Origin of the sequence: Acinetobacter sp. ANC 3903 (genome assembly GCF_002135315.1) — a bacterium.
Taxonomy (GTDB): Bacteria; Pseudomonadota; Gammaproteobacteria; order Pseudomonadales; family Moraxellaceae; genus Acinetobacter.
In genome coordinates, this window is record NZ_NEGA01000019.1 from 13,291 (window position 1) to 35,851 (window position 22,561).

The 22,561-nt window shown below is 41.6% G+C and carries 22 protein-coding genes and 2 pseudogenes; 8 read left to right on the top strand and 16 right to left on the bottom strand.

Annotated elements, in window-relative coordinates; all coding sequences use genetic code 11:
- Positions 1–219: 219 nt before the first annotated feature.
- Together B9T29_RS13750 and B9T29_RS13755 are read left to right on the top strand one after the other, a co-directional pair.
- Positions 220–1,198 (top strand): annotated as a pseudogene (locus tag B9T29_RS13750) (pirin family protein).
- 36 nt (positions 1,199–1,234) lie between these two features.
- Positions 1,235–1,679 (top strand): annotated as a pseudogene (locus B9T29_RS13755) (AAA family ATPase).
- 5 nt (positions 1,680–1,684) lie between these two features.
- Here the strand turns inward: B9T29_RS13755 and B9T29_RS13760 are convergent.
- A complete protein-coding gene (locus B9T29_RS13760; RefSeq protein ID WP_086176467.1) occupies positions 1,685–1,990 on the bottom strand; it encodes a hypothetical protein in 306 nt (101 codons plus the stop codon).
- Between the two features lie 277 nt (positions 1,991–2,267).
- On the opposite strand from B9T29_RS13760, the gene B9T29_RS13765 reads away from it, so the two are divergent.
- Positions 2,268–3,212: a hypothetical protein gene (locus tag B9T29_RS13765; protein ID WP_086176468.1), complete on the top strand. Its 945-nt coding sequence runs from the start codon at positions 2,268–2,270 to the stop codon at positions 3,210–3,212.
- A 106-nt stretch (positions 3,213–3,318) separates the two neighbouring features.
- Here B9T29_RS13765 and B9T29_RS13770 read toward each other — a convergent pair whose 3' ends face one another.
- From B9T29_RS13770 to B9T29_RS13820, 11 genes are all read right to left on the bottom strand, one after another.
- Positions 3,319–3,978: a hypothetical protein gene (locus tag B9T29_RS13770; RefSeq protein WP_086176469.1), complete on the bottom strand. Its 660-nt coding sequence runs from the start codon at positions 3,976–3,978 to the stop codon at positions 3,319–3,321.
- 82 nt (positions 3,979–4,060) lie between these two features.
- Entirely contained in the window at positions 4,061–4,480 is a 420-nt protein-coding gene (locus B9T29_RS13775) for a F0F1 ATP synthase subunit epsilon (protein WP_086176470.1), read from the bottom strand.
- Between the two features lie 26 nt (positions 4,481–4,506).
- The gene (gene atpD, locus B9T29_RS13780; RefSeq protein WP_086176471.1) at positions 4,507–5,901 is read right to left on the bottom strand and encodes a F0F1 ATP synthase subunit beta; all 1,395 of its coding nucleotides are present in this window, start codon (positions 5,899–5,901) and stop codon (positions 4,507–4,509) included.
- Between the two features lie 29 nt (positions 5,902–5,930).
- The gene (gene atpG, locus B9T29_RS13785; protein WP_086176472.1) at positions 5,931–6,800 is read right to left on the bottom strand and encodes a F0F1 ATP synthase subunit gamma; all 870 of its coding nucleotides are present in this window, start codon (positions 6,798–6,800) and stop codon (positions 5,931–5,933) included.
- Between the two features lie 88 nt (positions 6,801–6,888).
- Complete coding sequence (gene atpA / locus B9T29_RS13790) at positions 6,889–8,433, bottom strand: F0F1 ATP synthase subunit alpha (protein WP_086176473.1); 1,545 nt, start codon at positions 8,431–8,433, stop codon at positions 6,889–6,891.
- Between the two features lie 63 nt (positions 8,434–8,496).
- Positions 8,497–9,033, bottom strand: a complete 537-nt coding sequence (locus B9T29_RS13795; protein ID WP_086176474.1) for a F0F1 ATP synthase subunit delta — start codon at positions 9,031–9,033, stop codon at positions 8,497–8,499.
- A 12-nt stretch (positions 9,034–9,045) separates the two neighbouring features.
- A complete protein-coding gene (locus B9T29_RS13800) occupies positions 9,046–9,516 on the bottom strand; it encodes a F0F1 ATP synthase subunit B (protein ID WP_086176475.1) in 471 nt (156 codons plus the stop codon).
- A gap of 38 nt (positions 9,517–9,554) precedes the next feature.
- Positions 9,555–9,800, bottom strand: a complete 246-nt coding sequence (atpE, locus tag B9T29_RS13805) for a F0F1 ATP synthase subunit C (RefSeq protein WP_000424060.1) — start codon at positions 9,798–9,800, stop codon at positions 9,555–9,557.
- An 82-nt stretch (positions 9,801–9,882) separates the two neighbouring features.
- A complete protein-coding gene (atpB, locus tag B9T29_RS13810) occupies positions 9,883–10,758 on the bottom strand; it encodes a F0F1 ATP synthase subunit A (protein WP_086176476.1) in 876 nt (291 codons plus the stop codon).
- A 111-nt stretch (positions 10,759–10,869) separates the two neighbouring features.
- Positions 10,870–11,262, bottom strand: a complete 393-nt coding sequence (locus tag B9T29_RS13815) for an ATP synthase subunit I (protein WP_086176477.1) — start codon at positions 11,260–11,262, stop codon at positions 10,870–10,872.
- 170 nt (positions 11,263–11,432) lie between these two features.
- Positions 11,433–12,272, bottom strand: a complete 840-nt coding sequence (locus tag B9T29_RS13820) for a metal ABC transporter solute-binding protein, Zn/Mn family (RefSeq protein WP_086176478.1) — start codon at positions 12,270–12,272, stop codon at positions 11,433–11,435.
- A gap of 141 nt (positions 12,273–12,413) precedes the next feature.
- On the opposite strand from B9T29_RS13820, the gene B9T29_RS13825 reads away from it, so the two are divergent.
- Genes B9T29_RS13825 through znuB form a run of 3 tightly spaced genes read left to right on the top strand, consistent with a single transcriptional unit; the run spans position 12,414 to position 14,479 of the window.
- Positions 12,414–12,911, top strand: coding sequence for a transcriptional repressor (locus tag B9T29_RS13825; RefSeq protein ID WP_086176479.1), 498 nt, complete (start codon positions 12,414–12,416; stop codon positions 12,909–12,911).
- A complete protein-coding gene (znuC, locus tag B9T29_RS13830) occupies positions 12,884–13,675 on the top strand; it encodes a zinc ABC transporter ATP-binding protein ZnuC (RefSeq protein ID WP_086176480.1) in 792 nt (263 codons plus the stop codon). The genes B9T29_RS13825 and znuC overlap by 28 nt, the downstream gene beginning before the upstream one ends.
- A 3-nt stretch (positions 13,676–13,678) precedes the next feature.
- Positions 13,679–14,479, top strand: a complete 801-nt coding sequence (znuB, locus tag B9T29_RS13835) for a zinc ABC transporter permease subunit ZnuB (RefSeq protein WP_086176481.1) — start codon at positions 13,679–13,681, stop codon at positions 14,477–14,479.
- A 119-nt stretch (positions 14,480–14,598) separates the two neighbouring features.
- On the opposite strand, the gene B9T29_RS13840 is transcribed toward znuB, so the two are convergent.
- Positions 14,599–15,219, bottom strand: coding sequence for a LysE family transporter (locus B9T29_RS13840; protein ID WP_086176482.1), 621 nt, complete (start codon positions 15,217–15,219; stop codon positions 14,599–14,601).
- A 162-nt stretch (positions 15,220–15,381) separates the two neighbouring features.
- On the opposite strand from B9T29_RS13840, the gene B9T29_RS13845 reads away from it, so the two are divergent.
- On the top strand, positions 15,382–16,299 hold the full coding sequence (locus B9T29_RS13845) for a Dyp-type peroxidase (RefSeq protein WP_086176483.1): 918 nt from the start codon (positions 15,382–15,384) through the stop codon (positions 16,297–16,299).
- 61 nt (positions 16,300–16,360) lie between these two features.
- Here B9T29_RS13845 and B9T29_RS13850 read toward each other — a convergent pair whose 3' ends face one another.
- The 3 genes from B9T29_RS13850 to B9T29_RS13860 are packed head-to-tail and all read right to left on the bottom strand — an operon-like array spanning position 16,361 to position 21,157.
- Positions 16,361–16,726: a lysozyme inhibitor LprI family protein gene (locus tag B9T29_RS13850; RefSeq protein ID WP_086176484.1), complete on the bottom strand. Its 366-nt coding sequence runs from the start codon at positions 16,724–16,726 to the stop codon at positions 16,361–16,363.
- On the bottom strand, positions 16,710–18,293 hold the full coding sequence (locus tag B9T29_RS13855; protein WP_086176485.1) for a hypothetical protein: 1,584 nt from the start codon (positions 18,291–18,293) through the stop codon (positions 16,710–16,712). Before B9T29_RS13855 ends, B9T29_RS13850 begins: the two co-directional genes overlap by 17 nt.
- Positions 18,290–21,157 carry a type VI secretion system Vgr family protein gene (locus tag B9T29_RS13860; RefSeq protein WP_086176486.1) on the bottom strand — a complete coding sequence of 956 codons (2,868 nt, stop codon included), beginning with the start codon at positions 21,155–21,157 and terminating at the stop codon, positions 18,290–18,292. The genes B9T29_RS13855 and B9T29_RS13860 overlap by 4 nt, the downstream gene beginning before the upstream one ends.
- A gap of 223 nt (positions 21,158–21,380) precedes the next feature.
- Between B9T29_RS13860 and B9T29_RS13865 the strand changes: the two genes are divergently transcribed.
- Positions 21,381–22,535, top strand: a complete 1,155-nt coding sequence (locus tag B9T29_RS13865; RefSeq protein WP_086176487.1) for a methionine aminotransferase — start codon at positions 21,381–21,383, stop codon at positions 22,533–22,535.
- Positions 22,536–22,561: the final 26 nt, after the last annotated feature.

Here is a 22,561-nt window from a genome sequence, read left to right on the forward strand (position 1 = left end):
CATATGACACATATTGAGATCGCTTTTTTAATAAGCTGGTTCTACTATAAAGAAGAATAAATAACCCCATAGTTGCTAATTTGTAGCAAATTCACTCATGTTGATGCATCTTACAGTTCAGCTATAGACCATTTTTCAGCCCAGCTTTAAAGTCATAAAACAAGTTGCTTATTCATCTATTGCTCATAAAAACAAAAATCTGATTTCAGGATATCGCGCATGAACGACTTGCCCATACTCTCGATTGTTCCAGTTGAATTCCGTCTTGATCTGAAAAATCCGTTTATCTTTACTGCCCATCATATTGATCATTTTCCAGCAGCGAATGCCTAGATGGGGCCACAAACTGCGGCAAAAAATAAAGAGTTCAATATGTACTATGACGATATCGTGCCCGGTTTTCCGGAACATCCACATACCGGTTTTGAAACCATTACTCTGGTCGAGCAAGGCTATGTCGATCATTTCGATTCGTTGGGAAAGGCTGACCGTTATGCGGCCGGTGATGTGCAATGGCATTAAATACTGTGAAATGTTTCCTTTATTGCAGGAACATCAAGAGAATCCTTTTGAGCTGTTTCAAATCTGGTTTAATTCCTCCCCTGAACAAAAACAGCAAGATGCCCCCTATAAAATGATGTGGCGTAAACATATCCCTCATGTGATTGAAAGCGATCTGGCAGATCATCAATCAGATATTCGGGTCATTTCAGGAAGTATTAAATCAACCAATGCGATTCCATGCCCGCCACATTCCTGGGCCGCAGCCAGTGAAAATAGGGTGATGATTAGTTTAGAGCCACACGCAGAACTCACTATTCCTGCAAGCTCTGCGACTGCGACCCGGTTTGCCTATTTTTATCAGGGCAACAAACTATGGATTGAAGCTCAGGCAATTCAATTTAAACATCTGGTTTAGCTCAAACCGGATCAGGCAACCCAGTTAAAAGCAGGTGGACTGGAAGCACGGATTTTATGGCTGGAAGGTGAACCGATTGCTAAACCCGTTGCTATGCGTGGGTCTTTTGTCCTCAACACACAACAAGAACTGAATGATGCCTTCAAGCGCTATCGGGAAACCCATTTTGGCAACTGGCCTTGGGATACTCCTGCCCCAGTGTTTAAACGGACACAGCCTCGCTTTGCCAGTTATGGAGGCGGCAAGCGAGAAGAATATCCCGAAATAGACGATTTATGATTTAATAAAACCTGACTTCAAGATGTAGCACGTATCATGCAACTGATTATTTTTACAGGAATTCAGGCTTCAGGTAAATCCAGCTTTTACCTGCTGAATCTGCACCATAGTCATTTGCGCATTAATCTGGATATGCTGAAAACCCGGCATCGGGAAAATATGATTTTTGAAGCAGGTCTTGCCTCTAAAACCAAGATGGTGATTGATAACACCAACCCGACTCAAGATGATCGTGCCCGATATATTCAACGCGCCAAAGATGCTGGCTTTGAAGTGATTTGCTATTATTTTGAGACGGACTTGCACAGTACCTTAGAACGAAATAGCCTCCGGGGTAGGTAAAGCCAATATTCCTGAAGTGGGTGTACGTGCCACCCATAAAAAGCTTGAAGTACCCAATTTGAATGAAGGTTTTGACGAAATTTTTAAGATAAGAATTATCGGCAATGGTGAGTTTTCCATACTCCCCCTTTCCGAATAAATCGCTTAGTCTGCTTTTTGACTATTCTGCCACGCTTTAAATGCTGCCTGCATGGCCTGACGCTCATAGGGTTTGGCCAGACGGCTTTCCATTGTAGAAAAATCACCTTTATAGGCCGAAGCCACCAGAGATTTTGCCAATTCCTGAATGCTCTCGCGACCGCGGTGTTCATAACCCTGTATTTCCTCTTGTGTTAAGACCAAGTCCCAGCAAGATACGACTGAACTCATATCCACAGCAATACTGAGATAATAATGTGTGTCGTCGCGATAGAGTTCCCAAAAATGTGGTTCATGGGCAATGAGGTTCATAGGGTCTAAGCCAGCGAATGATTTGTTTTAGATTAAGAAAATGTGCGGATAAAATATATGCAACTTTAGATATTGTTGACTACCCATTTTCAAACATCCAAAAGCATTGAGAAAAAGAAGCCTTGTTTAAGCAAAACCTTCATTAGATTTTTAAGCTAAATCTGACAATTAATAGGGATTTTTTATAAACAATTAATATTTTTATAAAAAACATTAACCAGTTCTCATTTTTACGATAGGATGTACAAATAACAAATAAAGAGAACACATTTATATAATGAAAAAAATTGTTCTAGTGATGGTCTGTTTAGCAACCCTGACATATGGCGTATTCCATTTCATCATGCCTGAAAAAGCTATCCCACGCTTAAATCAATTTTTTTCTCAACCCATAAAAGATGTTCAACTGATTCAAGATTGGCTCAAATACCGCCAACAGCAGCAATTGTTATTGGTTAATGTTATTCAACCAGTCAGCCCAAAGCAAACTGGTCCTTATGTTGAATACATCAAACAGCGAATTGAATTTAATCAACAAAATATTCAACGTATTAAGCTCAGTCACTATCGAAGCAAGGCATTTAAAGAAATTCAGCAACTTGAAATTCATGCTTTGCAGCAATGGAATAGTGTCCATCAAAGCAATATTGTGGATGCTTTTGAACAGCAACAACGCTTTCTAGAGCTTCCTATTACAGAGTTGGAACAACTTGATACTGAAGCACGTTATGTGCTTCAACAAAAAGAAATTAACGTATTGCAACGACTTCAACAGTTGATCCAGCAAGATAGCGATTATGTTGCAGATATTGACCACAGCCTGCTTGGTGACTGGCTTGACTACCATTTGATGCAACATGAAATTCACCCGATCATTGTCGAAGGGCAAAGTCCTTCCTCCACTGCCCCAGATGATCGTTTAGAAACATTACAAGATTTGCAACTGTATAAACGTTTTCAGCCAGATACGGATGAATATAAATACATCATGGCTCTTTCAACTCAGCTTTGGCATGTTGAATATCCCGCTTCATCCAATTTGGTCACAGCAAATCCTCGACCTATTTCATATGCTGACCAATCTGGAGAAGAAATTATCGTTCCGGAAGATGCACCCAAAGCTGAAAAATTAAGACAACTGATTAAGATTCAAGACGACAAGGTGAGTCAGCTGTTATTAGCTCAACTTAGACAGGCTTTCTTTAAAGACAACAAAAATTAGAATTTTAGTTTAGAAAATAGGTCAAACAGTTTTAATGAGATGTTTAAGGTAAAGATTTTGAGGAATGGGGAGTTTTTTATCTGTAATCTTAGTTAACACCCATAAATTATCTTAGAACAATCTTACTCGACATTAATTCAATTAAATCTTCATCATATTTTTCCAAAATCTTTGGAAGTTTTGATTTTAAATTTTCCGCATTATTCAAATGCTCTGAATTATGAACAACTCCTTCTCTTTCATGACATTCCACCAGTATTGGCTGCAATAATTGGTCCAATTCATCCTTAAGCTCATCAATCTTTTGTTTATATGATTGATCTTTAAAAATTAAAGAATAGTAATGGAATTTACTTTTCAGTTCCTGAAGATGTTGTTGAACTTCAAATATTTTTTTGATCAGACCACCGTCTTCAAAGTCTTGTATTTCCCCATGATTTCTATATATATCTTCCTTCCAATAATCATGCAAATTTTGGAGCTCAATCATTGAATCTTTTAATTCAATATATTTATCAAATGTCTTCTGCAAATATTCACTTTTTAAATTGGTTCTGTGCTGAACCTTCCAATTGTCAAGTAAGAGATAAGCAACTACAGCAGCATATAAAGTTGCCCCAAAACTTAAACAAGACGCTAAAGTAGCTCCTCTATCAATAGATATTGGCAAGATGAAAACAATGGTTATTAATACTACATAAGAAAAAATAAACAAAAACATAGAAAGCATCTTTCTATAAAGACTAAGCTCTGAAAACTTTTTCAAACCTATTTTCCTTCTTATTTTTAATTATTTATACCATAAAAAAACCACCCTTTCGGGTGGTTTTTCAATCTCGAACCGTCTCTTATTGAGCGCGGTTTTTGATTTTGCGGATGGTTTCCAACTGTGCAGCAGTTTCTGCAAGAGCAGCAAGCGCAGCAGCAGAGTCCAAGTCGCTCTTTTGATTCGCAAGCAATTGTTCAGCATTTTTACGTGCTTCAATAATTGCAGCTTCATCTAAGTTTTCTGCACGGACTGCAGTATCTGCAAGAACCGTAACAACATGCGGTTGAACTTCTAGAACACCACCAGATACATAGATTAATTCTTCTGTACCGTTTTCAAGCAGAACGCGGATTGCACCCGGCTTGAGCAAAGTTACCAGCGGAGCATGGCCAGGCATAATACCCAACTCACCGCCAGCACCTTTAGCAATTAGCATAGTTACAGTGCCTGAGTACAAAGACTCTTTAACACTTACAACGTCACATTGCATAGTTGACATGAGAATCTCCTAAATTAGGTAACTAATTAAAGTTTCTCAGCTTTAGCAATAACTTCGTCAATACCACCAACCATGTAGAACGCTTGTTCTGGAATGTGGTCGTATTCACCAGCTAGAAGACCTTTAAAGCCACGAATTGTTTCTTTAAGCGGTACAAGTTTACCAGGAGCACCAGTAAACACTTCAGCTACGTGGAACGGTTGAGAGAAGAAACGTTGGATCTTACGTGCACGGTATACAGTAAGTTTGTCTTCTTCAGCCAATTCGTCCATACCAAGAATTGCGATGATGTCTTTCAATTCTTTATAACGTTGAAGAACGTTTTGAACTGAACGAGCAATCTCGTAATGCTCAGTACCCACTACTAATGGATCTAACTGACGTGAAGTAGAGTCAAGTGGATCGATCGCTGGGTAAATACCAGAAGATGCGATGTCACGGCTCAATACTACAGTTGCGTCCAAGTGGGCGAACGTAGTTGCAGGCGATGGATCTGTTAAGTCATCGGCAGGTACATATACCGCTTGGATAGATGTAATCGAACCAGACTTAGTAGAAGTAATACGTTCTTGAAGAACACCCATCTCTTCTGCAAGAGTCGGTTGGTAACCTACTGCAGATGGCATACGACCTAGAAGTGCAGATACTTCGGTACCAGCCAATGTGTAACGGTAAATGTTGTCTACGAACAACAATACGTCACGGCCTTTACCGTTTTCATCTTTTTCGTCACGGAAGTATTCAGCCATGGTCAAACCAGTTAACGCTACGCGTAAACGGTTACCCGGTGGCTCATTCATCTGACCGTAGACCATTGCTACTTTGTCAAGAACGTTAGAATCTTTCATCTCGTGATAGAAGTCATTACCTTCACGAGTACGTTCACCAACACCAGCAAACACAGATAAACCTGAGTGAGCTTTAGCGATGTTGTTGATCAATTCCATCATGTTTACAGTTTTACCAACACCGGCACCACCGAACAGACCAACTTTACCACCTTTAGCAAACGGGCAAAGTAAGTCAATTACTTTAATACCAGTTTCTAAAAGGTCAGTAGAAGCTGCTTGTTCAGCATAAGAAGGTGCTTGACGGTGAATCGGCAAACGCGCTTCAGTCGCAACTGGACCAGCTTCGTCGATAGGGCGACCAAGAACGTCCATGATACGACCTAAACATGCTGTACCTACAGGTACAGAGATAGGTGCGCCAGTATTCGTTACGTTAAGACCACGTTTAAGGCCTTCAGTAGAACCCATTGCGATGGTACGAACTACACCATCACCAAGTTGTTGCTGAACTTCTAAAGTAGTTTCAGTACCGTCAACTTGGAGAGCGTCATAGATCTTAGGAACGCTATTACGTTCAAACTCGACGTCGATAACCGCGCCGATGATCTGAATGATACGACCGCTACTCATTGCTGTCTCCTCAATTCAAACTAATAATGTTAAACGGCAGCGGCACCACCAACGATCTCAGAAATTTCCTGAGTAATCGCGGCTTGACGCAGCTTGTTATAAATAAGTTGTAGGCTCTTGATGAGGTCGCCTGCGTTGTCAGTTGCAGCTTTCATTGCAACCATACGGGCAGACTGCTCACACGCGATGTTTTCAATCACGCCTTGATAAACCATAGACTCGATGTAACGAACCAATAAGCCATTTAACAGCTCTTCAGCTTCTGGCTCATAGATGTAGTCCCAACCGTATTGACGGTTTAGACCATCGTTTTCTTCAGCAGCTGCTAAAGGAACAAGTTGTTCGATCTTTTGATTTTGAGTCATGGCGTTAACAAAGCCATTTGACACTAGATAAATACGATCTAACTCGCCTTTATCATAAGCATCCAACATCACTTGCACAGAACCAGTTAACTGTTCAAGACTCGGCGCATCACCTACGTTTGTAGTCGCACCCAGCACTTTACCGCCGTAGTTTTTAAAAAACGAAACCGCTTTTTGACCAATTAAAGCAAATTGAACTTCAATTGACTGCTCTTGTTGCTGTTGAACGTGTTTTACCACTTTCTTGAACAGGTTAATGTTCAAACCACCAGCAAGGCCACGATCTGAAGACACAATAATATAGCCAACGCGCTTAACAGGACGTTCAACCATATAACGGTGTTTGTATTCAGGGTTCGCTTGTACCAAATGAGCAATTACACGGTGCATATTTTCGGCATACGGACGGCCTTGAGCCATGCGCTCTTGCGCACGACGCATCTTAGAAGCTGCTACCATTTGCATCGCGCGAGTAATCTTTTGCGTGCTCTTGATACTAGCTACTTTGGCGCGAATTTCTTTTAAATTTGCCATACGCTTAACCTAGTATTCGAAAGCTCTTTCGAGCTTCCGAAGGTTGATCCGTGAACCAAACCAACACTAAATTCAACAAAGTTGAAACTTAGTAAGTTTGAGTCGCTTTAAAGCTTTCAATACCTGCTTTGAATGTTGCTTCGATATCTTTATCCCAAGCACCAGTCTCGTCAATTTTTTGCATTAACGCAGCGTGTTCTGAACGGAAGTAAGAAACTAACGCAGCATCAAATGCAACGATTTTCTTCACTTCTACGTCAGCCATGTAGCCTTCGTTAGATGCGTAAATTGAAACAGCTTGGTCAGCGATTGAATATGGAGCATATTGTTTTTGCTTCATTAATTCAGTTACGCGTTGACCGTGTTCAAGTTGCTTACGAGTTGCTTCATCAAGGTCAGAAGCAAACTGAGCGAACGCTGCAAGTTCACGATATTGAGCCAAAGCGGTACGGATACCACCAGACAATTTTTTGATGATCTTAGTTTGCGCAGAACCACCAACACGAGATACAGAGATACCCGCGTTCACAGCAGGACGAATACCCGCGTTGAACAATGATGTTTCTAGGAAGATCTGACCATCAGTAATCGAAATTACGTTGGTTGGTACGAATGCAGATACGTCACCCGCTTGAGTTTCAATAATCGGCAATGCAGTTAATGAACCAGTTTGGCCTTTAACTTCACCGTTAGTGAATTTCTCAACGTAGTCAGCAGATACACGAGAAGCACGTTCAAGTAGACGACTATGAAGATAGAATACGTCACCTGGATACGCTTCACGACCTGGTGGACGGCGTAAAAGCAATGAAATTTGACGATACGCAACAGCTTGCTTAGACAAGTCATCATAAATGATTAACGCATCTTCACCGCGGTCACGGAAGTATTCGCCCATTGTACAGCCAGAGTACGGAGCTAGATACAGCATTGCTGCTGGATCAGCTGCAGCTGCTGCTACAACAGTTGTATACGCCATAGCGCCAGTTTCTTCTAGCTTGCGTACTACGTTAGCGATAGTCGATTGTTTTTGACCAATTGCTACGTATACACATTTAATGCCAGAGTTTTTCTGAGCGATGATCGCATCGATCGCCATTGCTGTTTTACCAGTTTGACGGTCACCAATGATCAACTCACGTTGACCACGGCCTACTGGAATCATTGTATCTACTGATTTATAACCAGTTTGTACAGGTTGATCCACTGATTGACGCCAAATTACACCTGGTGCTACTTTTTCAACAGCATCAGTTAATTTTGCATCAATAGGGCCTTTACCATCAATCGGGTTACCCAAAGCATCTACTACACGGCCTAAAAGTTCTGGACCAACCGGAACTTCTAATACACGACCTGTGCAACGCGCTTTTTGACCTTCTTGAAGGCTTAAGTAGTTACCTAAAACAACGACGCCCACTGAATCCTGTTCTAGGTTCAGTGCCATACCAAATAAGCCGCCGTCGAATTCGATCATTTCACCGTACATTGCATCAGCAAGGCCGTGAATACGCACAATACCGTCGGAAACCATAACAATGGTCCCTTCGTTCTTAGCGGTCGCGCTGGTGTCCAGATCGCCGATACGCTGTTTAATGAGCGCACTGATCTCGGATGGATTCAGTTGTTGCATTGCGCTATACCTCAATCTTTTTAAAGTTCAGTCTTCTTTTACGCAGTAATTTTTTATAAATAATTACGCAAGAAGACGAGTCCGCATTTTTTCAAGCTTGTTAAGCGCAGAATCATCTATCACTTGGTCGCCTGCACGAATAACTACACCAGCAATTAGTTCTGGTTTAACTTCTACAGAAACATTTACCGCAGCGTTAAAGCGTTTTTTCAACGCATCTGCAAGTACTTGTTCTTGTGTAGAAGACAATGGGAATGCAGATTCAATCACTACATCCACAGTGTTGTTATTCTGTGATTTGAGCTGTTCGTATTCTGTCGCAATTTCAGGAAGAAGTTCCAAACGGTTGTTTTCAGCAAGCAATGTCAAAAAGTTTGACACTGCTGCAGTTTGATCTTCACCTAAAACTTTGGCAAAAACACTTACCTGCTCTGCAGGAGTAAGCTCAGGGCGATTTAAGTAAGCTGAAAATGCTTCATCTTGCACCGCAGCACTGAGCAAATTCAATGCATTTGACCAAGAGTCAGTTGCACCTTGCTCAGAAGCGTAAGCAAATGCTGCTTTAGCGTATGGGCGTGCCAACGTCAAGAGTTCAGCCATAATCCGCCTCTCTTAAAGTTTAGCAGCCAGCTGAGTCAGCATGGCATTGTGAGCTTCTGCGTCAACTTGCTGGGTCAGAATTTTTTCTGCGCCAGTAACTGCAAGAGCAGCAACTTGTTGACGTAATTCTTCGCGGGCAGAATTGATTTCAGTATCAACAGCTTCTTTAGCCTGTTGACGAATACGCTCACCTTCAGCAGCTGCTTGAGTACGCGCTTCTTCTACCAATTGCGCACCGCGACGGTTCGCTTGTTCGATCAATTGAGCCGCTTGTGCTTTAGCTGCGTCTAATTCAGCTTTCACTTGAGCTTGCGCATCGGCAAGGTCAGCTTTCGCTTTTTCAGCAGCGTTTAAGCCATCAGCGATTTTACGCTGACGCTCACTAATCGCATTGATTAGTGGTGGCCATACAAACTTCATGCAGAATGCGACGAAAATCGCAAATGCAATCGCTTGGCCAATCAATGTGAGGTTGATATTCATTGCTATTCCTCAATGGTTTAATTTAGGAATTAAGCTGATTAACCTACAAATGGATTAGCGAAGATGAAGAACAAGCCAATACCAACACCGATCATAGGCACAGCATCAAGAAGACCCGCGATTAAGAACATACGAGTTTGAAGTTGTGGAGCCAATTCTGGTTGACGAGCTACAGCTTCAAGGAAACGGCCGCCTAAAAGACCAAAACCAATCGCAGTACCTAAAGCACCAAAAGCGATCAAGATAGCAGATGCAATTGCAACTAGACCTAAAGTGAGTTCCATGATAATTCCTCAGAGGTTAGGTATATACCAAATTAAAGTAAAAAATTAAGCCCAACCATCGGTTGACAGTCAGGCAATACCATTAATGTTTTTCGCTAGCCATACTCAAGTATACGATAGTCAGCATCATGAAAATGAATGCTTGTAACGTAATAACAAGAATGTGGAAGATCGCCCAAGGCACAGACAACGCCCACTGGATCCAGAACGGTAATAACGCGATGAGGATGAAGATTAACTCACCTGCATACATGTTACCGAAAAGTCGTAGAGCCAATGAAACTGGACGTGCAAGGAATGTTACGAGTTCCAGAATCAAGTTCACTGGAATGAGCAACGCTTTTGCAACTGGGTTACTTGGGTTAAATGGGTTGAGTGCTAACTCGCCGACGAAACCGCCGATGCCCTTTTCACGAATGCTATAGAACAAGATAAGTACAAATACCGACAATGACATACCAAGGGTAACGTTAGGGTCAGTAGATGGAACGATCTTGAAGTAAACGTGGTGCGGGTCCATACCAAATACGTTTGAACCAATAATTCCTGCAAGATGCGGGATGAAATCTACTGGTAGTAAATCCATCGCGTTCATGAGGAAAATCCACACAAAAATTGTGAGGGCTAAAGGCGCAATTAAGCGTGATTTGCCATGGAAAGTGTCACGGACACTTGAGTCAACAAACTCGATGATCATTTCGATTGCAGACTGGAACTTGGTAGGAACACCAGCATTTGCAGCTTTCGCTACTAACCAGAACAACAAACAGAAAACCACACCGAGAGTGATAGACCAACCCATTGAATCCAAGTGAATAGCAGTGAACCCCATCTGTTGAGCTTCATCAGCAGTCTCAGCCAATTTCCAAGAACCATCAGGCATTTTGCCATAGGTTAAATTGGTCAAGTGATGCTTGATGTACTCGGTCGAAGTAAGGGCATGTTCTTCAGCAGCCATAAATCACACCTGGTCAATGTCAAATACTAAATAGAGAGAACGAACATCGCGTGCTGCCTGATATCTCGTTCTTCTCCTAAAAAACTTTTCAATTTTTTGTTGTGTTTAAACTCATTTCTGGAGTCGTGACGCCCAAAAAGGTGCGACCCACGTCATCGTCTGAACAAGTATAAATCCACAAAACAATGCCACCGCTGACAACGGTTTAACATTGCTTAAAATTAAAATGAAACCAACAATCACAATTGCAAATTTGCCCATCAAGCCTCTATACATGTTCGAAAGAACCTGTTTTGAAGCTCGCGCACCTGCAGCTCGAAACGATTGCCAGGAAAAATAACAACTTGCAAGCCAACACACCAACGCACCAAGTGCGGCACTGTAAGCTGCAGTTGAGTCTTTCACGACCCACGCTATCAAGGCTGAAACAGGGATCATGCATGCTTGTAAGATGACTAAAGCTTTCGCTAATCGTCGGTCAATCATTCGACTAGTTCGGCTCATTATTTATTCACTCACAGCAATCATGCTTGACAAGTTTAGCTGATGATCGTTTTTAATCGCAGGCATTATAGAGTTACACCCCTGAACATGCAATCTTTTCCCGACCTAAGTCGGATTTTTTAATTACATAAATCGCTTTCGAACTCATCAATTGTTGCTTAATTTTTGCATCATTTCCGTGCATTTTGTACACATTTATATGTTTGATCGGCCAGTTTCTTCCACGCCAGCACAAAGTCCCCTTCCCTGCCCATGCTTTCATCGACCGCTTGAAAGGTAATCGGATTCAATTTTTGGTACTGGTTTTTACTGGCATGCCCTTCTGCCAAGAGGCACATATTGCGACTTGGTCGGCTGTCATTTAAATATTTAATTTGGGCCAGTGTAGGTGCTACATGGGGATCATCGGTCAATGCACCGGCAAACTTCAGGTTTAAAGCACGTTCCAGATACTGATACGCATCATGATATGACCAGTAAGGTTTGGCTGTAGTCTGGCTATTGTATTGTTGTGCACTCAGCAACATCTCTTGCGCAAAGCGTTTGGCATTGGCCCAGTAGGCATCTTTATGTTCAGGAAATTGTTGTGAACGCAAGGCTGCAATAAAAAAGCCAATCCGAACTGCATTATTGGGATCGAGCCAAACGTGCGTATCTACCGTATTGTTCAACGCCACACCACGGGTAGTACGCTGAGGCAGCGTTTGCACAATACCAGAATCTAAAATCGCAATCGCTTTGGGATTATCAGACAACAGTTTATTCAATGGGGCTTCATGTGCCTTACCTAGCCAGATCACCAAAGAGGCATCCAGAATGGCTTTGCGATGCGCCGGAGTCAGGGTAATGTCATGTCCAGACTGATCTCCCAACAAAAGCACAGGCTTCTCGATACCTTGAGTCACTTCCTGAGCAATCAGATAAATTGGATGTGTAGAGACCACCAGATTTTGCGACCAGCCAAAGCTACTCAATAAGGCCAGGGCACAAAATGCAAAGAAACGGGACATGAAGAAGATCACCAAATGTTCAATAAGTGTTATAATATAACAAATCGACAAAAATACCTATGCTTGATCGAAACTGTAGGTGCTTCATGTTAAGATTTAATGTCCTTTGATTTTTATAAATTTCGTACTTGAGGTTTTGCTATGAGCTTATGTTCGCACGAACATCACAATGCATTACATGGCGTACATGACCATCATAATATAGCAACACGTCTTGCTGAAGCAGAAAGTCTCTGTACCTCTGCAGGTGCGCGTTTAACCCCATTACGTAAAGAAGTGCTGGAACTGATTTTAAATGCCAGCGGTCCCATGGGCGCCTATGACTTGCTGGCCAAAATCAAGAGCGAGTCTGACCGTCCTGCTGCACCGCCAACGGTGTATCGCACTTTGGACTTTTTACTGGAAAAAGGTTTAATCCATCGTTTAACTTCGATTAATGCCTATATACCCTGTTGTCATCCGCGCGAAGGACATCAAGCGGCATTTTTAATCTGTACTGCTTGCAAGAAAGTAAAAGAAGCCTCGGCTCAGGGTTTATTAACACAATTAGATGAACTTTCAGCCTCCGATCAATTTACTGCACATCACAGTATTATTGAAATTTCCGGGATATGTCAGCAGTGCCGCAACAAACAGTAATTACCAATCCCCTGATTGCTTTAGACAAAATCAGTGTTCGGATTGACGAACGTGACATCTTAAAGAATGTAGATTTCGCCTTGCATGAGCGAGAAATTGTCACGCTGATCGGTCCAAATGGTGCGGGAAAATCTACTCTGATTAAAGTGCTTTTGGGGATTGTGAAAGCCAGTTCAGGCAAAATTCATAGCCATAAAAAACTCAAATTCTCTTATGTGCCGCAAAAGTTTAATCCATCGCATAGCCTGCCTTTACGGGTGCAAGATTTACTGGCTTTAGAACATTGCGATGCCGATATCAAAGCAGAAATTATTCGCGATACCGGCATTACCAAATTGCAGGATTGTAAAGTTCAGCAGCTTTCAGGCGGTGAACGGCAGCGTGTATTACTGGCACGGGCTTTACTACGTCAGCCCGATGTACTGGTACTGGATGAACCGATGCAAGGCTTGGACATTCAGTCTGAAGCTGAACTGTATGAATATGTCAGAAGCTTACCAATCAAGTATGACTGTGCCGTGTTGATGGTATCGCATGACTTGCAATGGGTCATGCAAGGGACTCATCGGGTAGTGTGTTTGAACAAGCACATCTGCTGTAGCGGCTTGCCGGAAAATGTTCAGCAGCATCCGGAATATCAGGCCATTTTTGGCACCAACCGCGTGTTCTATCAGCATCATCATGATCACTGCGCCCATGGTGACAGTGCGGCTCCATGTCAGCATGATTCTCGCCCTCATATTCACCCTGAACCGGAAGCTTAAGCCATGATGGAATGGTTACAACTCTTGTTACCTGCATGGACCATGGGAACCCTGTTGGTGTTTCTGACTGCTCCGCTGGGCTGTTTGATGTTATGGCGACGCATGTCCTTTTTTGCCGATACCATGGCGCATGGCACTTTATTGGGTGTGGCGATTGCGGGTGCTTTAAGCTTGCCTTTGTGGTTAGGCGTGAGTTTTCTGGCCTTTTTATTGGTGGCCATTTTATGGGTACTGCATGATCCACGCTTGCCCAATGATGCCTTGCTGGCCCTCTGTTCAGCCACCCTACTTTGCTCAGGCTTACTGTTTATACAGCATATTCCAAGCCTAAGACCGGAACTACTCAGTTATTTGTTTGGTGATCTGCTACAAATTTCTTGGTCAGATTTGCCGATGTTTGCCATCGTCATTATTGCGGCTTTGGCAGTCTTGTATAAAAACTGGAAAGCACAGATTCAAATCGCGATTGATCCTGACATGGCAGTCAGTGAAGGTGTAAACGCAAAATGGCAACGCCTGGTATTTATGCTACTGTTGGCACTCTTTACTATATTGGCTTTACGTGCAGTCGGTTCATTGTTGATGGGTGCTCTACTGGTCATTCCAGCATTAACAGCACGACTCTTAGCAAACTCACCTAAACAAATGGTGGTGTGGGCTTTTGTGATTGCACAATTTGGCATCAGTGTAGGTTTATGGTCAAGTGCAGGTTTAGACACCTCGACCGGTTTAACGATTGTACTGACCATGGCGATATCGTTTGCCGTGATTTTTGCAGTGCAGAAAGTGAAGAAGATGGCTTAGTCTTTCCTTTATATGTACATTATTTTTAAAATGATTTTTATTTTCTAACATCCTCTCCTTTGCCAACCCAGAATATATTCTGAGGATTCTTACTTCTTTAAAGGAGAGGGAAACAATCCTTACTGATGCACCAAACTCAGTAATCCAGCTGCACAGCTAAACAACACGGCAAAAGTTCGGTTCATATATTTTTGCTGTTTTGGCGATTTAAGCAATCTTAAAACTTTGGCTGCCAGTCCGGTATAACCCGCCATCACGATCAAATCAATGGTGATCATGGTTGCTGCCATCACTACATACTGAATCCACTGCGGTTTAGACAAGTCTAGAAACTGAGGTAATACGGCCAGTAAAAAGACAATCGCTTTCGGATTACTCATATTGACCAAGAAGCCATACAAGACCAGTTTAGGAATCGATTTATTCGGTTGTTCCTGTTGAATCTCAATGGACTGTGCAGGTGCTGTCCATTGCAGGTATGCCAAATACAAGAGATACACCACACCAAACCATTTCACCAGCAGAAAAGCCCAAGGTGTAGTCGCGAACAATACCCCTACCCCAGCAGCCACAATGCCAATTTGCACCAACAATGCCAGCTGTAAACCTAAAGCATTCCAATAGCCACGTCGAAAGCCATAATTTAAACCGCTCGACATCGAAGCAATTGCACCTGCTCCAGGAGAAATACTGATGACCCAGCATGCCAACATATAGGCAAGCCAAACTTGGTAAGACATAAAATACAAGGAGATAAAAAGACCGGCTCATTATATGACTTTTCACACTTATAAAGCGTTAAAAATCCACGATCAAAATAAAACTTTGAGCTATTCACCCAGGCAGTGATGAGGCACAATAAAGCCAGTCACATATTTTATAAAAATTGTTAGGAGCCCTGTATGACTGCCCAATCTGTAATTTTACCATTACCTTCAGATCATGCTCGGTTTATTGTTTTACGTTTAAAAGACTTAACGATTGATGAGTTAAAAGAGAAACTTGCAGATTTATTTACCACACGTGATCGTTTAATCACCCAGCATCCTAACGCGCAAATTAAAACAGGTGTCGCTTTTGGTCCCGAACTTTGGGCAAAGCTCTATAATCAAATTCCTGCTGGCTTTAAACAGTTAGAACCGATCCAAGGTTCATTTCAAATGCCTGTTGTTCCTGCTGATGTGCTGATTCATATTGCCAGTGCTCGTGCCGACATTTGCTTTGCCTTAAGCCAGTCTTTCTTTGAAGGTATTCAAAATAAAGTTGAAGTGCTGGATGAACGGGTATGCTTCCGTTATTTCGACGGGCGTGACATTACAGGCTTTATTGATGGGACTGAAAATCCGCAATTCCCGGATGATCGTGCCGAAGTCGCTTTACTCGGTGAAGATGCCGGAATTTTTGCTGATGGTTCATTTGTCTTTGCGCAGCGTTATGCTCATAACCTGGAAAAATGGAAACAGTTAAAAGTAGATGCACAAGAAAATGTGATGGGTCGAACCAAGTTAGAGTCGATTGAACTGGATGATGAAGTGAAGCCTGAAAATGCCCACATTGCCCGTGTTGTAATTGAGGATGAGAAAGGTGAGGAAATGGAAATTTTACGTCATTCTCTTCCTTATGGAGAAGGTCGAGGTGACCAGGGTTTATTCTTTATTGCTTATACCAAAAACTTAAGCATTATCGATCATATGTTGGAACATATGTTTGGCACAGCTGGTGATGGTATTCATGACCGGCTGCTTCACTTTGTGACGCCAATGGACGGGGCTTATTACTTTACACCGAGTGAGGAATTGCTGGAAGAAGTTGTGGCATAATAATAAAATGAGAAATAGCTTATTAAGCTATTTCTCATTTTTTAATGGTTCAATATATAAATCAATTATATTTTTCTAAAAATAATATTCTTTCTTTAGTCATGTCTATTTGACATTGCATAGCATCAAAATGACTTTCTCTTCCATAATTTTTTTCATCTGCTACACATATTGATTCCTTAAGCTTGATCCATTCTCGTTGAGAATTTTTTAATTTATTTTTTTTAATTTTCGATAGCTTACTTATTTTATAAGCATATAATTCATTCAAATTTTTATCATATTTATTATACTCATTTATATAACACCCTAAAATATCATTAAAAATTACGCTATCAGGAACACATTTTTGACTATAAGCAAAACATGTTATTGAACTAATTAATAATAATATAAAAATTAATATTTTTTTATTGAAAACAATCACATTTTAATCCTTCTTCAAATATAGCAGCTTCCTGCCTTCTACGTATTCCTACCCCCCTATTCCCATTTTTCCCTGTCTTATTCCAAAGCTTTGACATGTCTCTAAAAATGGCCGGAATTTTATCGATCTCATTATTTTTAAATGCATCTTTAATTTGCCGCATATGTTTTCGTGTTAACTGCCCTTTTTTATCCTTTAATCCTGGCCCCCGATTAAAGACAAGTGAAAGTAACACTCCCTGACAATGAGGATGAAGATTTAATGCTTCAGGATAAATAGAGAGAACTTGATTAGCATAACGAGTCTTGAGCACGGTCGCTAAACGTAAAGCTTTATCTTTTGTAATCGTAATATCTGATAATTTTGGTATCAGTTCTCTTGCCACAGCACCAATTTTACCTTGTGCAGTCAATAATCGATTAATTTGCTCTGCCGAATAAAATGATGCTAAATCTTTTTGAATCTGTGCTTTTGTTTGTTGACCTAAATCATAGCCTATTGCAATTGTAACACCACTAGAATTATCCCCTGGTTGGTATGGTTTAGCTTCGTAAGTTTCAAATTCTAAAATTTTCTTCCAAGTTAGCATGGAAATAATATAAGGACCTGGTTCAGTATTAAATGTTACTGTTTCGATAATACATTCTTTTGGGCATGGTTTATTTTCGATATTTTTATTAATATTCGGTTTATCTTGCTGAGTACTTCCATTCGTTAAATCCACATCTAAATGCAACTTGACTGAATTTTCCTTTACTCTTTTTGGCAAATAATTTACCGATTTTAGTGGCGTACCATCAGGTTTATATACTGTTATCTTCAACCATTTTCCAATATGACCACGAACTAGAATTTTTCCATTTGAAACAGGGATTATATTTTTTTCCTTACCCTCTAAAGCCAATATTTCAACATTAGTTTTTTCTACACTATATTTATTGTCATTTCTATCTAGCAGCGTAATCGTCGATAAACTTTTAAAATTATCATAGGGTTCATCTAATTTAATAAAAATCGGCTGTGGTGAACCATTGCCAGAATTTACTGAGCTTTTTAAAACAAATTTATCACTCGATGTCAGAACCAGAATTTCTATTTCTCTATTTGGAGAAGATTCTATTTCTACAAGTCCTTCTTCGTTGGTAGAACGTTCAAAAGCCTTTTTCCCTTTAGGACGTGATTGTATAGGAAAATTGCTCATCACTTTTCCATGACGATCAATCACCTTAAAAAGATTCTTTACAGTTCTACTTTGAGGAGTTTTTATGTTTTCTTGTCGATATTCTTCAATCGTTTTTGGCAATTTCACTTTTATGGGATTACTGACAGATGAGGTTGCAGACGAATTAATAGTTTTAAAAATTGTATATTCTTTAGCATTCGGTGGTTTAGCTAAAATTTCGATTGTTCTGTTAGAAGAAGCCTGAAAGATGAATAAACCCTTTTCATCTGTCTTTTGCAAGTTTTCTCTACTTGATCCTTGATAACGGGACTTTACATTTAGATTAATAATTCGTTGACCAGATTTATCATAAAATTTAGAAAAAATTGTGACTAGATGGCTCATTCATCAAAATCCTCTTCTGTGTAAACGTCATCATCTTCTAGAATTTCTTCTTCTGTTTCTTCTATCAGCTCATCACCATTATCATTTGATATGTCCTGACTTAAATAAGTATTTAAAGAGTTAAATCCCAAGGCGGTAAATTCTGCTTGTTGTGGAGTATAGAATCTTAAGGAACTCATATTTTTTTCACTATCCAGCTCATTTTTAATATTTTTAATTAATTTTCCATTTGATTGATCAACAATAAAAATTTCCTTTTCACCCTCTGAAAAACGATTCCAGCTGTAATCCATCTGATTACTATAAGGCGTTTCAAGCATTGGTAAACTTACCGGAGGTGTCAGCACTTTAGCTCCTCCCACAAAACTATGCTGCCCCGCCTTACTCTCAAACTTACCACCCGTAGTCGTAAAAACACCTTCTGCATTGATCTTTAACTGTGAACCACCTGCTGTCAGTACAATCTCTTTAGGACTGCTAAGCTCAATTTTATCTTCAGTAGAAATCAGCTTAATTACCTTACGGGCTATGGCTTCAATGGCATCATCCTGTGCCTGAAGCTCGACTTTGCCTTTCGCAGCATATGCACTAAAGCCCTGCTGCGCTGCAAACAGGCTAATCTTGTCTTGAGCATGGGCAATCAATGATTTTTGCGTAGAGAAATTAATCGCATCTCCGGCAGTTTGGCTGATCTGTCCATCTGCCGAGAGATATAAATCTTCATGGGTGACACAGGCGATAGAGCTTGGCGCAGCAAGAATCATCAAAGCCTGTTTAAAGGCATTTGCTTTGGCTTCATCCCTGTGTTCCATCTGCTCTAGAAAATGCTTTAAATTGTCTAAAACGGTGAGTGAATCTGTTTGCTGATTTTTCGCTATGTCATTGAGTGTTTTTGAATGATTTAAACTATTTTCAAGCTGACGTTTGGCCTGATTCACATCCAAATGATAACCTGCTGCGCTATCTTGTTTATGTGTGGAAATGAGCAAACCTTCACCCGCCCGGACAGCACCCCATTGATCCGTCCTTAGCTCAAAACCTTCACCACGTCCCTCACTGGTCTCGGCAGCTTTGGGGTGGCTGAGATGACCTAAATTCAGCTGACTTGCGCCATGGCTACTTTGTAACTGGGTGCTGATCTGTCCTCGGGTATCATCAAAACGGAGTTGGTTAAAACCCGAACCAGCCACTTCTTGCGAACGTATACCACTGAGTTTTTTGGTATCCGGTAAATGGCCTTGAATATCAAACATGGTTTGATGCCGTTCTGCTTCATGAATCCGTCCAACCACAAATGGGCGGTCAACATCACCTTCAAAGAAATCAATCACCACGATTTCACCAATCCGTGGATGAAAACGCGCGCCATAACCTTCACCGGCCCACGGGGTCAGTACATCAACCCAAGCCGAGTCGGTATCGTTGTCATTGCTTCCGGCTCCGCCATCATGTCCATGATCCTCATTACGGGTAAACAAAAAGCGGACTTTAATTCGCCCCCACTGATCCACATAAATACTTTCCCCTTCCGGACCGACCACTCTGGCACGTTGCGGATACGCTACAGGTCGGTGATTTAGGGGATGATATTCAGGGACTACGGCAATATTGCGTCGCACCAGATAAAGCTCATTGGCCTGTCGTTCATCTCCCTGATGTTGCCAACGGCTTAAACTCAACAAAGCGTCCAACTGGCGCAGCATGTCTTTAGGTAAATTATTCTGGTTATAAAAAGATTTACCCAAAATCAGAAATTCTTTATCTGAACCTGAATGCTGGTCAATTTCAGGATGATCGAGCAATTCAAACCAGTAGCCTACATGGGCGTCACGCACGCTACTCTGCGCAGTAAAGTATTTGGCCTGCAAGTCTTGGTACTGGCTCAGTTGCCGATTCAGTTTTTCCAGTTGCTGACTGTTTGAGACGGTACTTTGATCCGCCCCGCTTAAATCCGATGTCCATGCCGGGCTAATGCTCCATGCCTGTTCCAGACTTAAACTTGCATTGTCTTGCACATCACTATGCTGATGGTTGCTTAACTGGTAATTGGCCTGATCCTGAGACAGATAATGCGCTTGCCAACGCTGCACCTGAACGGCGGTCGACTGCAAAGAACGTTGGGCAATAAAACTGGTGATGCTATCAAACGCTTCTGTGGCATGACTGCGATGAAAGCGAACTGATCTTCTTTTTAAGGCATTAAATTGATGATTCTCATCAATTAAGCATAATTTTTGCGCTTGTATTGCTGCTGCAGGACTGGCAACGACATGCTCGGCTTCATCAATCAGCCAATTGATGCCTTCACTGCGCCACAGTCGGGTTAAAAATTCATAATCTGTTTCATTGGCCTGCATCACAAAAGGACGCACATCATAGTCTCTGTTTAGGCCTTGCATATTTAAACTGAGACTGGCGGCAAATAAGGTACTTTTCGTTTGCCATTCCTTAAACAGAATTTCGCTGATATCCCGCACACTTTTGTTGATAAACACACGGCTGTTACGGCGCTTGTGCCACAGTGCAGTTGCATCTTCAATGCTCAGTTTATATAGGGTGAATGCACCATCACTTTGGCCTTGACTGGCGGCAGTAATTACCCCAATCATCCGGGACAACTCGCCTGAATCCGTCACCTGATCCACAGCCACCTGTCCGCCAATAAATTGTTTTAGCGGAATATGGGCATGCGTCGACAAGCACATCAGTTCGGCTTTTAAGCCCTGATTGATGCGATGTTGCCCTTCAATGCGTTGAATAAAGACCTGAGAATTCAGCAATTCATTGGAAAACTGGATGTGCAGGGCACGCTTTTGCAAACTTAAGCCCATACTGTCCATCAGCATATGGATATTTTTAAACATCATGATTTATTATTTTTATAGGATTATTTTAATTTGAGACGCATTCTAGAAAATGTTGTTTTTTTAGTCCAGTAGGTTTTTTGTTAATTTTATCTATGGGCGCAATTCAGTTAAATGGATGAAATTAGATAAAAATGTGCAGAGATTAAGCCCATCCTTTTATTCTGCTGTGCTGAGCTTGCTGTTACACTGAAAAGCATAAGAATATTGAAGAGTTCGGGTCATGATTGACATTCATTCCAAACTACCGGCACAGGGTGTCACCATTTTCAGCGTGATGACCGCCATGGCACATCGCCTGAATGCCTTAAATCTTTCTCAAGGTTTTCCCGACTTTGCCGCACCACCCGCGCTACTCAAAGCCTTAAGCCAGGCGACTCTAGATGGTTTTAACCAATATGCCCCCAGTGATGGTCTGATTTCACTGCGTGAACAGGTGGCTCAGCAATTTTTAAAACGCGATCAATTGGTAATTGATCCACTGACTGAAATCACCATTACGCCCGGGGCCACGATTGCCATTTTTGTTGCCATTCAAGCGCTGATTCATGCCGGTGATGAAGTCATCATTTTCGATCCCTGCTATGACAGTTATGGCCCCAGCGTGCAACTGGTCGGCGGAAAAGCCATTCATATTCCCCTGACCGCCCCACAATTTTCAGTGGACTGGAACCGGGTTAAAGATGCCATCAATGATAGAACCCGAATGATCATTGTAAATACGCCGCATAATCCAAGCGGGGCAATCTGGTCAGGACAGGACTGGCTCACTTTAATTGAACTGATTCGGGATAAAAATATCGTTGTACTGTCCGATGAAGTCTATGAACATCTGGTTTACGATGGCCACAAGCACTATTCGGCGCTGTCATTCCCTGAATTACGTGACCGCAGCATTGTCGTCGGTTCTTTTGGTAAAACTTTCCATGTCACCGGCTGGAAAACCGGATATTGCATTGCCTCACCTGAACTGATGAAAATATTCAGACAGGTCTATCAGTTCGCCAGTTTCTGCGGGGTAACACCAGTACAAATGGCACTGACCACTTTTATGCAGCAGCATCCCGAACATATTGAAGGACTTGCAGATTTTTATCAGGAAAAGCGTGACCTGTTTAATTCAGGCCTGCGTAACTCGCGCTTTCATTTTACCCCTTCACAGGGCACCTATTTTCAAAACCTGAACTACAGTGCCATTCGTCCCGATCTGGATGATGTCGAGATGTGTAAATTTCTGGCGGAACATCATGGCATTGTTGCCATTCCGGTTTCGGTTTTTTATCAACAGTCCCCGGAAAATTTACGTTTAATCCGCTTTTGTTTTGCCAAAAAAGATGAAACCTTGGAACAGGCCTCGGCTATTTTATCCGCAGTTTAAGTTCATGATTTATTCATGAAATTTAG